Below are 14796 nucleotides of genomic sequence, written 5' to 3'. Positions count from 1 at the left end.
GAATGTTTGGTAACGACAGAAATGTGAACTTATGGGAAGAATAATTTTAAGGAATGGGCTTTGGATTTGATGGATGGAGAGATCTGTGATAGAAGGAAACCATTGGGTGGCGGGTCTAGTTCCCCACCCTACATCAGGGCGGGGTGATTATATTATCAGTAACGCACGTTAAACTGCATATACCCATACCCTTCACGAGAACTCTGGCCGTAGCTGACAGAGGATGGATTCAAAGGCAAATAACCAAATTCTAAAGTCTCTTCATCTAGGCCTAAAATATAGAAAGTAGCCGCCGATACGAGCATAAGTCCCATCATAATCACCATAGGACCGCCAACCAGTTGCCTGTCCCTGCGATTCTCCATTGGCAAAGTCCCCGCCATACTTTTCAAACTTCTGGCTTTTGATTCTGCGTTATCAATGATCGAGTTTTGCACTCCATACCAAAAGAAAAATTCATCGGGGTTATTTTGATAAAAGGAAGAAATGGCTCTCGCATCCACAAGAGTTACCTGAGACCTGGCCGCTGAATAAGCTTGTCTAGAAGCATAATTCAAATAAACATAACTTACATAAAACAAAAGAGAACCATACAACGAATAGGTGGCAAAATCTTTATAGGTATGATCCAAAAAAACATTCTGTTTATTTTTATAATAAACGTCTGTTTTTCCTTCTCTCATCTCCACATCGACCACAACTTCTTCATTATCGCGAGCATCCACCGCGCGAAAACTATCAATGTGGCCTTCTTTTGAGATTCGCAATCGATTCATTCCAGAAGGAATGGCGATATGATTTATAGGTGTTTTGCCTAAATACTGAATTCCTAAATACACATCGGACTCAACATTAGAAGTCACGGAAATAAATGAGTTACTTAATTTTAAGGAAAGTTTCACATCTAATGGAAAAGGTTTTCCTTTTTCTAACTGAATTTCTTGTTTGTAAGGATGGAACCCTTCTTTAAATACAAATAACGATCGTTTACCGACAGGAAATTTTTTTCCCACTAAAGGAGTTTTTCCCAAATAAATCCCATCTAAATAAACAAGAGCCCCCTCTTCTCCCGCGGTAGAAACTTCCACAGTCGTTGTATCTTTTCCTTGTAATTTTTCCCTAATGGATTCACCAAGAGGGCCCATTTCTTGATAGGCTCGAATGACAGAAGTTTTGTGTTCAAAAGGGATTGTTTTTCCTTCAAAGTCGTCATAAAGAAACACCTTGGTCAAAAGTTCGTTATCTTTCACCTCAAAGGAACCACTTACGATATAATCACAATTTAATTTTGTCGCCAAACCAAAGGCTTCATCCGGTGTAGGAGCCTTTTTATTCCATAATTGTTTGATCGTGACCTTTACATAACGTGGGTCTTTTTCTGGAGCCAGTTGTTTTTTACCAGAACGTAAGTCTTCTAAATCATTTTCGTCACGAATCTCTTTCTTCTTTCTTTTTACATTTGGAGATTCCGCATCAATCTTCTCTTGCAAAGTCAAAACGGGTGCTTCTCCAAAGGAATGATACACGACATTTGCCTTTGGATGTTCCACATAGGTATATTCTAAATTGCGAAGTTCAGAAAGTAGAACGGAAGGAATTCCTTTAATTAAGTATTCTCTGGTGGGATCAGGAGTGGTTGCAACAAAAGGGAATAAACATAAATTTCGAGAGGTTTCATAGAGAACACTCCCTTTGTAACTTTGGTTAGGAAAATTATAATAATCATCAATGGAATATAAGGGTAAGGTATTGGATACAAGTCCCAGGATGATGAATAATGCTGAAATTTTATGTTTCATTCTTTTTCTGGTTAGATCCCAAAGAATACACCAAAGTTAAAATGGCAACTATCGGAAGCAAAACGGAAACAGGAGACTGATCAAAATAATCCTTAGAAAATGAGATCTGTTCTCCAAGCCCAGGACCGGTATCACCAAGCGATGTTTGGATTCCCAAATAGGAAAACAAGGCTGTCGTCATCACCACAGCAGGTAATCCCGAAAAAAACAAAAAACCAAACATATCCCGAAGGGCTGGTAGATAATGCAAAAGGATGAGTTGGTAGGGTTTTGCGCCCATGCAGAGAGACGCCGATAGATAAGGACTTTGTTTGATTTCACGAATTTTTGCGGTGAGAGTCTCATAAGACAATGCCCAGTCTGAAACTAAAATCGCAATAAAAATAGCGAACGGATGATTCGGCAAGAGACTCATCACAACCAAAGCAGAAAGTAAGGACGGAATTGCGAGAGAAACAGAAACAACTCCGGAAAGAATCCATTCCGACCTTTTCGGAAAGAAAAGCGAAAAGGCGGACAAAATAAAAGATACAAAGATAGTCAAAATACGAGCTGGGACAACAAGAACAATAGTGGATAAAGATCCGTAACAAAATAAGGCAAAATTGTCGCGACCCAACCTATCTGTGCCTACCAAAAACCCAGGAGAAAAAATAGGTAGATTGTTATTGGTTAGGTCCACGTTTACTGGTGCAGATAAAACAATCACACCAATAAGAATCAGTCCAAAAAAGAAAAACCTTACTAAGATAGATACGGTAGCCATCTTTAGACACCACCGGAAAAGAATCTTTGTAAGTAAAATCCAATACGATTCAGAACATAAAATAAAATCCCCGAATACATAAGTAATGTTGCCAGTAACTTCGTATCCATCGATTTAATCGAATAATATAAAGACTTTCCAATTCCCGGGAAAAAGAAAATTTCTTCTACTACCATAGCTCCTGATAACAAAGATCCAAAATCTAATACCAAAAGAATCAGTGCAATCGGTAGAACTTTTAAGAAGATTTCTTTTCCTACAATATGACTCCAAGGATAAGATCTTGTTTGTAATAACTGCACATACTTAGAATCCGCTTCTTTACGAATTTCTGGCAATAGATACAAAGACATACGAGCATAAATACGGGAACCCAAAGTAATTCCTGGTAAAACTACATAGTATGTGTTTCCCAATTCATATCCACCCGGAGGGAACCATTCCAATCGATAAAAAAAAGCAAGTAACAAGAGGATTGCGACAATAAAAATGGGAGTTGATAGAATCAAATGAGAACTAAAAGATACGAAATCGTATAACAAACCTGACCGGAAGTATGTGGCAGCAAGGGAAAGAGCAAAGGCAAGGAGAGAACCAAAAAGAATACTAAAGATGGCTAAATGAAAAGTAGAAAGAAAACGAGTTCCGATATGAGAATAAACCGTCTCTCCATTATCAGTTTTACCACCCGATTCCAAAACCAAAGATTTCCAAAATTGGAAATAGGAAGATAAAAAACTATTTTCTTGAGTTTGGATCTCGGTCATTCCCGCATCAGCATACAAATAGGATTTATCTTTTGTGTGGAATTCAGAAACAAAACTACTGATACAAGATAACAGTAACAAAAAATACAGAAAACGGAAAACTTCCGACTTCACTGGATTAACTTTTGGAAAGGAATGCCTTTTGGATTTCTTCGAAATTTTTGGCTTTGATGAGTTTTTCTCTTTCTTCAGGAATGTTGAGTGTTTTTGCAATCAAAGCCAAAGTTTTGATATGATCTTGGAACTTGTTCTTAGGAACAATAAGCATAATAAAAATTTGAACCAAACCGTGATCAAGTGCATCAAAGTCGATTCCTTGAGGTGCAATTGCCATAGCACATTTTAACTCATTCACATAATGAACGGAACAATGTGGAATGGCAACTCCACTTCCTATGCCGGTAGACATAGACTTCTCCCGATTCATTAGGGAGGAAACGGTTTCCTCTTCATGGCTTGGATCTAACGATTGTGTGGCGACCATATGGGAGATCATTTTTCGAATGGCATCTTCTTTCGTAGATGCTTTGAAATCGAAAATGATATTTTTAGGGTCAAGAATCTCCAGAAGTTGATTCATATGGTATAACTTACTCCCACCTTTTCAAGATCGACTTATTTTCCAAGAAAAACCCTAACTAAGAGGCCTTCCAAAAGAAAAAAAACAACCAATACTAAAACGGCACTTATCCCCATTTTACCCACAAAAAAGGCGATGGGAAGTAAAATGACAAAACCAAGTAAGGAAACATAATAAGATCCGTAAAAATTTCGACCCGGACTCATGTGCAAAAAGAAGGCAATTGCGGAATAAGAAAGAATCCAATTAAAACTCAACTGGCCCGAACCAATTCCCCAAAGGGAAAACAACAAAAGCCATCCCAAGAAAAAACCAAGTAAGACGGTCCTTCGAAACGATACCCAAGCAACTCCGACAAGAACATAAATACCAAGGCTATCTGCAAAAGATAAAAACTCTATCCCCTTCCAAGGAACATTGCTAAACCATGGGAGTTTCAAAGGAAGAATGGAATTCTCAAAAGAAATCCCAGTCCAAGAAACAAGTTCCACAGGAGTTCGAAAGGAATATCCCAATAAGGAAAACACAGTATCCCAAATCAGAACAAAGAACAGAACCAAACTAAAAATAGGAACTCGTAATGAATACTGTTGGCCTAGGAAATAATGAACCACCAAAGCAAAAAGAAATGCTACTGGCAACAAAATGGGATGCAACCAACTCGTAGGCAATATAAGAAAAACAAGGATTAACTGCGACAGTAGTCCTAACCAATAAGGTGATTGATTGGCGCGAATACAAAAACCAAAATAAATTAAAGTGAGTACGGAAGTGATAACAATGGGTAAAATAGGAATGGGTAGAACATGAGCCAAAGAATATCCAAGAAACCCCATCAGAGTCAAAAAATAAAAGAAATCAGCAAATATCTCCGATGATTTCACTCCCCAACTATTTTCAGATAGAATATAAAGATTCTTTAACATAACTTAATTGTTGTTAAACAACAACTCCTTCGATTCGTTTCCGAATATCAATACCGGAAGGGCAATACACCGTACAAATTCCACAAGAAACACATTGGATCTTTTCAAACTCTTCTATTTTGCCTTTGATGAGTTGTACTGGATTTGCATGCGTTGGACAGTAGTTATTACACTCCATACAATCAATACAACTGAATTCCTTTCTAGATGCAGGAAGTTTTTCGTATAAGGTAATGGAGTAATGTTCGTATATATTAAAGTAACCAAGAGAACCTACATCCATTGGTTTTACTTCTTCAAACACAGTTTCAAACGAAGCAATTTTGTATCGTTTGTCTAAGTTTGCTGGAATGAAACCCAATGCTTGTCCGTTGGTTAAAAAAAACTGACGCGGTTCAACATCCATTCTTCCCTTACGATCCACTAAAAACACAGCGAGGTGCCTTTTCGTGAAAGGTTCGTTATAGTATAACTTTCGCAAGATATGGAATATTGTTTCTGCACCTAAAAACAAAACTTCATGTTGGATTAAAGCCTTTCTTGCCCTATCCACAGATTCATTGAATTGTTTGTGCAAAAAATACTCAGGAATTCCATTCGGGTGTTCAAAATCCAAAGTGGGCACTTCAAAAAAATTCGATACTTCTGCTTTAGGAAATACCAGTTGCAAAAGTTCGATAAATGCTAGATAGGCATCTTTCATATCCCGAAGGATCATTTCTTCAAAGTTAAGATGTTGGTATCTACAAAATGGCGATAATACAATTTTAAACGCCGAATCTTTGTTAAATTTTTGAAAATAATCCTTGAGAGGAGTTTCCAACAAATCCAAAGAATACAAAGCACCAATATCAAAAGACTCGAGTAGAGTCACTAAATCATATTTCTTAAAATGATATGGAGAGGTGGTAGACCAAGATCCATCCTGTTTAATTTGGAAGTATTTTTGGTCTGGAGTTAGATTGGCTACCCCATTGACTGGAGCCAGCACCTTTGTTCCGTTATGTGCGAGCATAACTTGACCATGTGTGACTCGAGTGGGATAGGAATCGGAGAGAACGCTGCCCGCAGGAACGGGGATCAGGAATTGACCCTGAATCGTCCGTTCTTTCTTGTTTTCAGTTTTGTGAAGTTTGCGAGCGAAGGCGCGAGGTAACCTGGGGAACAACACGCCGATAATAATTTAGACGGCTTTCACCATGTAGATTTCGTCTTTGATTGGGAGTTCTTTTTTCAAGTTCTTGATATAAGGTAGAATCTCTCCCATTTCTTCATAATACTCGCAGTTGGTTTGCATACGGCGAGCCACTGTAAAGTATTTATAAAGTTTTTCTTCACCGGAACGTTTAGACCATTTCTTCTTATTACATTTTACTCGAAGAATGTATTTATCTTGCTCCGATTCGTATTGGCGAACCACAACACAATGCAAACAGTTCGCGCAGTAGACTTTTTCACTCATGGATGACCCCTGGACCTAGGTTGAATTTACAGCTTTTTGGAAGGAAGGGTTTCGTCAAGTAAGTACCATCGCTCTTCCTAAGCGACGGCACGAAGTTCCTTTTCTGCCTTGGTCGCTGGTTTGAATTTCCAGAACGACTCCGCCACAGAAAGATAAGAGACATAGAAAAAACCGATAGAATAGAGAACCATAAAACCGATCATGTATGGTTTTCCGACCATAAAGGAAAGGTAGATACAAAATACACAATAGGCACCCATAAAAAACTCGAGGAAAGCTCGGTAATCTACTGGGACTACGTATTTGATTTTGTCCTGCAAACTATCCCCATCTTTCTCAAGTCTGAGTTTTGGGGTGCGTTTGAAACCCGATTGGACGCCAAAAACGGCTTCCACCCAGGCGTATGTGTTCATCACAGCAATCCCTGTTCCAATCATCACAAGGATGGGAAGGTAAACCAATTTGGATTTCCAGTTTTTGTGGATTTCGCGTTGGGAGTATGCATAGAAAATCACAGGTCCCATGGATCCAATGGAAAGCACTGCGGCCGATCCAAAAAGAATCTCCATTGGGAGGTCATCCATCTTAAACCCTGCCCAAAATTCCATAAGGAGAAGTGGAGCCGTAAGAAGGATATTGATGATCATCAGTGGATGTACAGAATAATTGATGAGGTGCGTAATCGCTTCCCCTTTAATTTTCCAAGATTCGTTTGATTTCCAAATTCTAGGGATGAGTTTGACTGCCGTTTGGATCGAACCTTTGCACCAACGGAATTGTTGTGCTTTATAAGCGTTCATAGTCGCCGGGATTTCTGCCTTACAAACTACGTCTTTAATATAACGGAATTTCCAACCTTTTAGTTCGGCACGATAAGAAAGATCGAAGTCTTCTGTGAGGGTGTCATGTTCCCAACCGCCAGCGTCTTCAATACAAGCGCGTTTCCAGATTCCTGCAGTACCATTGAAGTTCATCCAAAGGCTTGCACCATTTCTCGCGACCTGCTCGATCATAAAGTGGCCATCGATTCCAAAACTTTGGGCTTTGGTTAAAATATTATATGTTTCGTTGATATGGCCCCAACGTGTTTGGACCATTCCTATGGATTCGTCTTCAAAATATCCCATAGTGCGAAGGAGAAAATCGGAGTCTGGAGTGAAATCCGCATCAAAAATAGCAATATAATCGCCTTTTGCTTTTGCCATTCCTTCATCGAGAGCGCCTGCTTTGTGACCTTTGCGGTTGGTTCTATGAACGTGTTCGATCCAAATTCCTTTTTTCTTGTACTGAGCAACAAGGGTCGCCACCTTTTCCACAGTTTCATCAGTGGAATCGTCAAGGACTTGGATTTGGAGTTTTTTTGCAGGATATTCGAGGTTACATGCAGATTCAATCAAACGATCCACGACATAGAATTCGTTAAAAATAGGGAGTTGAACTGTAACCGTAGGAAGGTTTTTATCCTTTAAAGAAAGGAGTTTTGTTTCGTCCTCCGCACAGTTTTGTTTGTATCTGCTATACAGAAACACCATGAGGTAGGTGTGTAAACCGAAGTAGAACAGAACCAAAATATCAAAGCCGTAAAGAACCAAAAAGGATATAGATAAAAACATTAGCATAGTTATAGTCAAAATCGGCACAAGGACTCATTTGGTCAAACATTTTGTGCACCGCCAAATAAAATAAGATTTTCTTTAGTTTGCGAATGTGACCCATAAAACATCTTTGGTAGCTAATTCTATGGATTCTCAATGGAAACGTTTCTGGGAAACCGGCCTCTTCCCCTCACTCGAGTTTAGTCTTAGCCTTTCCATCGGTTATGTGCTCTCTCTATTTTTTTATGTTGCCGGGTCTGAACTTGCTCTAATCGACAGAACAGATACCGCCTATCCTGTATTACAGATACTTCTTGTGATTTCTTTTTCTGTTGGATTCATTTACAGAAAATACAAACAAACGTTACCCGTTGGATTGGCCATCGCACTTCTTGTGGCAGCCATTCTCCAAATCTTTTGGTTTCTCCGAGCTAACTCCGCCGAGTTTCTTATCGATTATATCTTTTCTTTTGAGTTGGTATTGCTGAGTGGAATTCTCTCTGCATTTGCAGTAGGCGTTTATGGAGGTTCCTTACGGGACTTTCGTTTTTTAAGTTTTGCCCTCGGTGTGACGGCTTTTACTTTTTATTCCTTATTTGAACCCAACCAAAACTATTCCATGAAGGTTTTGCTCGCAGTTCTTTACATACTATTGTCTTTATATTTGGTGAATAGTCTTTTACAGAGAAACCCCTACTCCAGTAAGTTTTATAAAATTCGTTCCAAAATCGGCAAACATCCGTTATTTGCTCCATTTTATAGATCGGCATTATCGTTACTCATCTCGTATTGTATTTTACATTTATACTTTCAACCCGGACCCAAAATACCACTGATCCTTTCTGTGTCATTCTCTGTGATTTTTGGAAGAGTTTTATCACTACTCGGTGGATTAAAGAAAGAAACAAAAGCGGTGTTTCTCATTGGAAGGGTTGCCCTTCTATTTGCTTTTTTCTTTTTTATCTACCAAACCTATTGGAGTTCCTTCTTTATTGCCCTTTGTATCATCACAGGTTCCATCGTTGGATTTTTTAAACCAAACAAAACTGCTTATAAAGAGTATATGTTGATTGGATTAGAAACCAGTATTTATCTTGGTCTTTCCTTTTTGTTATACTTTTGGAACTTACCGATGGGCCTCCGTACCGTCTCAGCACTGTTATTTGTTCCGGTGTTGATGTATCCCTACCTAATGCAAAAACACATTGTACGTTTGCCAAGAATTTTGATGTTGGTCATGGCAACCATCATTGTATTACTTTTCTTTTCACCGCCAACAATCAGAACCAACTCCCCGTTTTCAAAAAAAGAAATTTTTGACCCCATTCCTTTTGCGATTACAAATATCGCATTCAATGATGAGGATTATATTTTTTACAAATCGGTTTTACCTTTTCCATCCAATCCTTTTTTGCCGAAACGTTCAGAAATCAAAGGAAAAACCGTTGTTCTGGGACTAAGCTCCAACCAATCACAAATCATTTCCTATATAGAACGATTGAGCCAGGAACAACATCCATTCCTCATTCTGACAACCAGAAACAAATCCAATCAATTCCATCATATCAATGCCCTTTCCCTTTTGAGTAGAAAGTCTTATTGGAACTTTGATATTTATTATCCGAGTTATTTAGAATCCAAAATTGGATTTGCGAACACTCTCCCCGTGGATTGGAAACTCAAATATTTTGCAGAGAAATTGGATAACACCACAACCTTGGAAGTGGTTACTGCATTGGATTCGATTTTAAAGTATTCCTCCGGTGACTTACGAAAGGATGCCTTAGAGATCAAACATCTATATTACGAATCCTTTGCCGAATATGCCAGGTTTTATCATAACATCGGACAAAACAAACTGGCATTAGATGCCATTGCCGTTGCTAGAAAATTCGAACCACCAAAACCAGATTTATTACGAATTGCTTTTAATAGTTTAAAATTCACAACTCCAGAAGCCGAATACATTCCGATTCTTGAAGATCTTAGTTCTGATCCCGAGTTTCAAGAATTTGCTTGGAATTCTTTGATTCCTATGTTCGAATCCTTGGGAGATTGGAACCATGCACTTTTGACAATGGGTTCTTTAGAAAAATTTTATAGATCCAACAATCAAATCGACCAGGCCAACGAACTAGAGTTAGCTCGAGTTAGACTTTTTATCAACCAAGAGAATTGGAAAGAAGTCGAACCAATCATCGGATTAAGGATGAGAGAAAATCCAGAGTCAGTGATTTGGGAACGATTGAAAAATGAAGTTATAGAAAAAAAAGATTCACTTCGAAGGTTGAGCACTCGACCTGATGTGAGAGAGGCAAGAATCCAATGATCCATTCCACAATACTCGGAATTCTCGCGGCCGTTTTGTCGGTCTTTGTTGCCATTTTGATTGAAGGTGCTTCCTTACGTTCCTTCTTCCATTTACCCGCCATGTTACTCATCGTTGGTGGAACGTTAGGTGCCACTTTTGCATCCTATTCCATCTCACAAGTAACGAAAGCCGCAAGGGATACAAGATTTGTCCTTTCTAGAAAAAAAGAAAACGATCTAAAACTTGTTTTCTTTCGATTTTGGGAAAAGGCTAGAAAAGATGGGCTCTTGTCTTTAGAAGACGAGGCAAAAAAACTAGACAATCCATTTTTACAAAAAGGAATCCAGTTGATTGTGGATGGGTCTGATCCCCGAACCATTGAAGAGATTCTTTGGGAAGCTCATGAAGAAGAAGAAAAGAACGATTTAAAATCTGCAAAAGTATTTGAAACTGCTGCCGGATTTTCTCCAACTGTGGGTATCATTGGAACTGTGCTTGGCCTTGTGACTGTTTTGGAAAATTTAGATGGAGGGACAAAGGTTCTTGGGCAAGGAATCGCGACAGCGTTTATCGCCACCTTTTACGGGATTTCTTTTGCCAACTTAATCCTACTTCCTATTTCCAACCAACTGAAAGTGATCGCCAAACAAGACAGTAACGAACGACAAGCCATCATGCGAGGGATTTTATCTCTACAGTCGGGTGAAAACAGAAGGATTCTTGCGGAAAGAATTGATCCCTTCGTAAAATACTAAAACTCAGGAAATTGATTCTGGTTGGATACAAAATAGTTGGTGGATTTTTTCATCGCGAAAGTCCACTGGAATCGATTCCTTAGTACGATTTGTACACTGAAATCCACGTTGTTTCCACTCTTCCTCATCCACTTCCATTTTGAATTTTCTAAAATTAGTAGAAAACCAAATCTCCCCATCATCAGATAAAAACTTTGTTAAAAGTAACAAAAGAAGATTCCTGTGTTTGGTTTGTACGTCCCACTCTTCTCTCATTTTTTTACTATTGGAGAAGGTTGGTGGATCCAGAAAAATTAAATCATAACGTTCTCGGTTCGGATTTTTTGTTTCCTCTTCCATCCACTGTAAAATGTCAGCATTTACAATTTGATGATTCGTTGACTTGAACCCATTGTGTTCTAAATTTTGAAGCGCCCAATCACAATAAGTTTTCGAAAGATCTACACTTTTTGTTTTTGTGGCTCCACCTGACGCTGCATAGACGGAGAAAGCTCCCGTATAAGAAAATAAATTTAATACTGATTTTCCCTTGGATGCTTTTCGAATCCATTCTCTTGTGATACGATGATCTAAAAAAAGTCCCGTGTCCAAATAATCAGAAAGATTGGTGCGAAATTCCAAGTTAGATTCTTTTACCCATTCAAAGTTTCCTTCGATGGATAATTTATCGTATTGGTCTAAACCTTTTTGTTTGTTACGTCTTTTCAAAAACAGATGTTCTTCATCGATTTGAAATACATCGCGAACAATCGAGGCGATGCGACCAAAACGTTCGTCATGTCCTTCTTCTGCTTGGAAACGTAAGGAACTTTTATCGTATAAAACCAATCCACTAGGATAACGATCCAAAATACAGGATACTTGCGGAATGTCTTCCGAATAAATTCGGTAACATTCGATGGATTCTCGTTTCGCCCATTTTTCGCGTTCTTTCTTCAGTTTGCGAAGGCGGTTTTCAAACATGGTAAGGGCACCAAATCCCCGTTCGGTCATGGAATTTCCTTTTTAGGGGCGGTTGGGAGTTTTTAGGTAGATGTCCCCGCCCTATCTAGACTGGGTGGGGTTATCCACCCGCCACCCAATACGCTCCATCTACCACGGCCCGCCAAAAAAGTCCTTCATAAATCAAAATCCAAATGATTTTTTTAAATTCAGTTCGTGTTTTTGATTGGTTGAAGAGAGATCAGAGAAAACACTGTCGGCTATGTCCACTAAAGATACCACCTTCATTTATTGTGACGGTAGTTCCCGCGGAAATCCGGGCCCCGCTGCCATCGGTGTTTCCTTTCAAAATAATGATGGAATCGAGTTTTTTTCTTTATCGGAAAAAATCGGAAACGCCACAAACAATGTCGCAGAGTGGCAAGCCTTGTATCGAGGAATGGAAGAAGCAATCAAACAAAATTTACAAAAAATTAGGTTTCGATTGGATTCCGAACTTGTCGTCAAACAGATGAAAGGTGAATACAAAGTAAAAAATAAAGATCTCCTTGTTTTCAAAAACAAATGTGAATCTTTAAAATCTTCCTTTCAAAATTTTGAAATTCAATACATTCCACGGGAACAAAATGCAAGGGCCGACCAATTGGCAAACATTGCACAGGATACAAAGAATTGATTGTACGAATTCTAGGAAACCTACTCTCTATTTTTGTTTTAGTCCTTACTATATCCCATTGTAAAAAATCAGCCTCTCGTCAATTGGATGATTTATTGGATTCTGAATCCCCCTTTTCCTCTGCCATTTTCTGCGAAAAAAATAAATCCCAACTGACAGAAAGAAAAGAAGACTGTGAAAAAATAACAAGATCGGCAAGGGAAGAAATCGACACCATCCTCAATCGAAAATTAGATTTGGGAATTGCTCCTGTGATCGTAGAAAAAAACAAGGGGAAGGAAATTGAAGAATTTCTGCAAGTTCATACTCGAATGGGAATTCGGTATTGGGAAATCTGGAAAACCAACGTGATTTTAGAATAGACAATCTCCCCCCATCGCAGGATAAACAAATCATGGCTGGAGATCCTTCTCAAATATTAAAAAAAATCGGACTCAAGGTAACAAAAAACCGCGAACAAGTTTTGTCCATTCTACAGGGATCTCCCAGGCCTTTAAACCACCAGGAAATCATGGAAAAACTTCCCAAAGAGGAATCCTGGGATCGAGTTACCATCTACAGAGCTTTATCCGATTTAGAAGAAAAAAACCTATTAAACTCACTCCACTCCACAGATCGAGTCACCTATTTTGAGTTAAAGTCTGATGGGAACCATATTGTCTCCAAAGCTCATGGACACTTAATTTGCAACAATTGTGGCAAAATTGAATGTATCGATGATCCTTGGAATGGAATTCCTTCCACCAAACAATTAAAAGGTTTTTCTACAGAATCAGTGGAAATTGTTTTTAGAGGCAAATGTAGAAATTGCCAATAGACATTCCATCCTTAGTCCCGAATCACTATCTAAATCATTTAATTCAAATTGACTCCGCATTGAAAGGTGCCGGGTATGAATGTTACCTTGTCGGTGGATCTGTACGTGATTTGGTAATGGGTAAAATTCCCAAAGAATACGATCTAACAACAAACGCAGAGCCCAAACAAGTAAAACGTTTATTTCGAACTGTGATCGACACAGGAATCGAACATGGAACAGTAACGGTCGTTTTAGACAAAATCAATTATGAAGTCACAACATACCGCATAGACAAAGATTATACGGATGGAAGGCGCCCCGATTTTGTTGAATTTGGAACCACACTCTCTGAGGATTTAAAACGAAGGGATTTTACAATGAATGCCCTAGCTCTCAATTTAAAAACGGGGATTCTTGTGGATGAACATTTTGGGTTAAACGATATCGAACAAAAAACGATCCGAACTATTGGCAACCCTATCAAACGATTTACTGAAGATGGCTTACGCCCCATTCGTGCCTTACGATTTGCGAGTACATTGGATTTTTCAATCGAACCAGAAACTAAAAAGGCAATCCAAGAAACAAAACAAATCACCAAAAAAATATCGTTAGAACGTTTTCAAGATGAAGTATTGAAATCCTTTTTGGGTCCGAAACCATCTCGTATGATACAACTTTTGGCCGAAGAAAGTATCTTTCAAATTTTCCTTCCTACCCTGCCTGACCGATTATTTCCTAAGGATATTGTTTTAGAAAAATTAGACCAAACTTCCAAAGATTTAACAGGAATGCAATTGGCGTTAGCATTTTATGCGCTCATAAGTGAATTCTCATCCAAAGAGTTAGAAGTCATTTTAAGAACTTTAAAATTCTCCGGTCTGAATACCAAAGACTGTTTGTTGTTTTTCGAATTTTTAACCAAATGGGAAAAAACACAAACGGCTAACGGTATCGATGTGTTTGTAATTAAGAAAGATTATTTAGCGCCTGTTAAACGCCATTTCCAATCACGATTCTCTATTGATTCCGAATGGATCCAAAAACTCACCCCCCTATTCGGATCCACCACCGCGGTCGAAATGGCTCGCATTTGGGAGCAAAATCCACCCCTTCTCCTCACCGATTTGAAAATCAACGGCAACCATCTGGCGGAATCTTTCCCCGATCTGGCAAAAACCAACTATGGAATCATTCTAAACCAACTTTTAGACCTTGTCCTACACTCGCCTAAAGAAAATGAATATTCTAGACTATTACATCACTCTGCTCAATTAATAAGCAATTTGATCATTTAATTTCTAAGCGCTCTTGAAATTGAATCTCAAATTGTTCTTTTATTAATCAAAAACTCTTTTTTTTTCCGCGAGAACCCATTCAAATACAGTGTTTCTCTTTTTTTCTTCCTTTGTGTCCAA

General features: G+C 38.6%; 15 protein-coding genes. 6 read left to right on the top strand and 9 right to left on the bottom strand.

The genetic code is table 11. From position 1 onward, the window contains the following. Window positions 1-155: 155 nt before the first annotated feature. The 8 genes from JWG41_RS05065 to JWG41_RS05030 form a co-directional block, all read right to left on the bottom strand. The gene (locus JWG41_RS05065) at window positions 156-1799 is read right to left on the bottom strand and encodes a PEGA domain-containing protein (RefSeq protein ID WP_205268851.1); all 1644 of its coding nucleotides are present in this window, start codon (window positions 1797-1799) and stop codon (window positions 156-158) included. Then, on the bottom strand, window positions 1789-2565 hold the full coding sequence (locus JWG41_RS05060) for an ABC transporter permease subunit (RefSeq protein ID WP_205268850.1): 777 nt from the start codon (window positions 2563-2565) through the stop codon (window positions 1789-1791). Before JWG41_RS05060 ends, JWG41_RS05065 begins: the two co-directional genes overlap by 11 nt. Before the next feature lie 2 nt (window positions 2566-2567). Further along, window positions 2568-3446: an ABC transporter permease subunit gene (locus JWG41_RS05055; RefSeq protein WP_205268849.1), complete on the bottom strand. Its 879-nt coding sequence runs from the start codon at window positions 3444-3446 to the stop codon at window positions 2568-2570. 4 nt (window positions 3447-3450) lie between these two features. Continuing rightward, window positions 3451-3912, bottom strand: a complete 462-nt coding sequence (locus JWG41_RS05050; protein ID WP_015681600.1) for a PTS sugar transporter subunit IIA — start codon at window positions 3910-3912, stop codon at window positions 3451-3453. Between the two features lie 35 nt (window positions 3913-3947). Next, window positions 3948-4838 (bottom strand): hypothetical protein, encoded by an 891-nt coding sequence (locus JWG41_RS05045; protein ID WP_205268848.1) that lies wholly within the window; start codon window positions 4836-4838, stop codon window positions 3948-3950. A 13-nt stretch (window positions 4839-4851) separates the two neighbouring features. Beyond that, the gene (locus JWG41_RS05040) at window positions 4852-5853 is read right to left on the bottom strand and encodes a 4Fe-4S dicluster domain-containing protein (protein ID WP_205268847.1); all 1002 of its coding nucleotides are present in this window, start codon (window positions 5851-5853) and stop codon (window positions 4852-4854) included. A gap of 168 nt (window positions 5854-6021) precedes the next feature. Then, entirely contained in the window at window positions 6022-6300 is a 279-nt protein-coding gene (locus tag JWG41_RS05035; RefSeq protein ID WP_002973362.1) for a hypothetical protein, read from the bottom strand. A 77-nt stretch (window positions 6301-6377) separates the two neighbouring features. Continuing rightward, a complete protein-coding gene (locus JWG41_RS05030; RefSeq protein ID WP_205268846.1) occupies window positions 6378-7919 on the bottom strand; it encodes a cellulose synthase family protein in 1542 nt (513 codons plus the stop codon). A 121-nt stretch (window positions 7920-8040) separates the two neighbouring features. Here JWG41_RS05030 and JWG41_RS05025 point away from each other — a divergent pair, with 121 nt between their 5' ends. Together JWG41_RS05025 and JWG41_RS05020 are read left to right on the top strand one after the other, a co-directional pair. Continuing rightward, a complete protein-coding gene (locus JWG41_RS05025) occupies window positions 8041-10224 on the top strand; it encodes a hypothetical protein (protein ID WP_205268845.1) in 2184 nt (727 codons plus the stop codon). Next, a complete protein-coding gene (locus JWG41_RS05020) occupies window positions 10221-10961 on the top strand; it encodes a motility protein A (RefSeq protein WP_205268844.1) in 741 nt (246 codons plus the stop codon). Before JWG41_RS05025 ends, JWG41_RS05020 begins: the two co-directional genes overlap by 4 nt. Before the next feature lie 3 nt (window positions 10962-10964). On the opposite strand, the gene JWG41_RS05015 is transcribed toward JWG41_RS05020, so the two are convergent. Continuing rightward, window positions 10965-11954, bottom strand: coding sequence for a class I SAM-dependent methyltransferase (locus JWG41_RS05015; protein ID WP_205268843.1), 990 nt, complete (start codon window positions 11952-11954; stop codon window positions 10965-10967). A 211-nt stretch (window positions 11955-12165) separates the two neighbouring features. Between JWG41_RS05015 and JWG41_RS05010 the strand changes: the two genes are divergently transcribed. The 4 genes from JWG41_RS05010 to JWG41_RS04995 are packed head-to-tail and all read left to right on the top strand — an operon-like array spanning window position 12166 to window position 14676. Next, window positions 12166-12579, top strand: a complete 414-nt coding sequence (locus JWG41_RS05010) for a ribonuclease HI family protein (protein ID WP_205268842.1) — start codon at window positions 12166-12168, stop codon at window positions 12577-12579. Beyond that, entirely contained in the window at window positions 12576-12941 is a 366-nt protein-coding gene (locus tag JWG41_RS05005; RefSeq protein WP_232373713.1) for a hypothetical protein, read from the top strand. The genes JWG41_RS05010 and JWG41_RS05005 overlap by 4 nt, the downstream gene beginning before the upstream one ends. Before the next feature lie 32 nt (window positions 12942-12973). Further along, a complete protein-coding gene (locus tag JWG41_RS05000) occupies window positions 12974-13396 on the top strand; it encodes a Fur family transcriptional regulator (RefSeq protein ID WP_135588835.1) in 423 nt (140 codons plus the stop codon). Next, window positions 13387-14676 (top strand): CCA tRNA nucleotidyltransferase, encoded by a 1290-nt coding sequence (locus JWG41_RS04995; RefSeq protein ID WP_205268841.1) that lies wholly within the window; start codon window positions 13387-13389, stop codon window positions 14674-14676. The genes JWG41_RS05000 and JWG41_RS04995 overlap by 10 nt, the downstream gene beginning before the upstream one ends. Window positions 14677-14796 lie beyond the last annotated feature (120 nt).

Source organism: Leptospira chreensis, assembly GCF_016919165.1.
Classification (GTDB): Bacteria; Spirochaetota; Leptospiria; order Leptospirales; family Leptospiraceae; genus Leptospira_A; species Leptospira_A chreensis.
The sequence above is the reverse complement of the archived record's forward strand: the minus strand, read 5'-3'. Positions and strand labels throughout refer to the sequence as shown.

Bases quoted from the DNA above. Each gene is read 5' to 3' on its own strand.
- JWG41_RS05065 (WP_205268851.1), bottom strand. From the start codon at position 1,799: ATGAAACATAAAATTTCAGCATTATTCATCATCCTGGGACTTGTATCC.
- JWG41_RS05060 (WP_205268850.1), bottom strand. From the start codon at position 2,565: ATGGCTACCGTATCTATCTTAGTAAGGTTTTTCTTTTTTGGACTGATT.
- JWG41_RS05050 (WP_015681600.1), bottom strand. From the start codon at position 3,912: ATGAATCAACTTCTGGAGATTCTTGACCCTAAAAATATCATTTTCGAT.
- JWG41_RS05045 (WP_205268848.1), bottom strand. From the start codon at position 4,838: ATGTTAAAGAATCTTTATATTCTATCTGAAAATAGTTGGGGAGTGAAA.
- JWG41_RS05040 (WP_205268847.1), bottom strand. From the start codon at position 5,853: ATGCTCGCACATAACGGAACAAAGGTGCTGGCTCCAGTCAATGGGGTA.
- JWG41_RS05035 (WP_002973362.1), bottom strand. From the start codon at position 6,300: ATGAGTGAAAAAGTCTACTGCGCGAACTGTTTGCATTGTGTTGTGGTT.
- JWG41_RS05030 (WP_205268846.1), bottom strand. From the start codon at position 7,919: ATGCTAATGTTTTTATCTATATCCTTTTTGGTTCTTTACGGCTTTGAT.
- JWG41_RS05025 (WP_205268845.1), top strand. From the start codon at position 8,041: ATGGATTCTCAATGGAAACGTTTCTGGGAAACCGGCCTCTTCCCCTCA.
- JWG41_RS05020 (WP_205268844.1), top strand. From the start codon at position 10,221: ATGATCCATTCCACAATACTCGGAATTCTCGCGGCCGTTTTGTCGGTC.
- JWG41_RS05015 (WP_205268843.1), bottom strand. From the start codon at position 11,954: ATGACCGAACGGGGATTTGGTGCCCTTACCATGTTTGAAAACCGCCTT.
- JWG41_RS05010 (WP_205268842.1), top strand. From the start codon at position 12,166: ATGTCCACTAAAGATACCACCTTCATTTATTGTGACGGTAGTTCCCGC.
- JWG41_RS05000 (WP_135588835.1), top strand. From the start codon at position 12,974: ATGGCTGGAGATCCTTCTCAAATATTAAAAAAAATCGGACTCAAGGTA.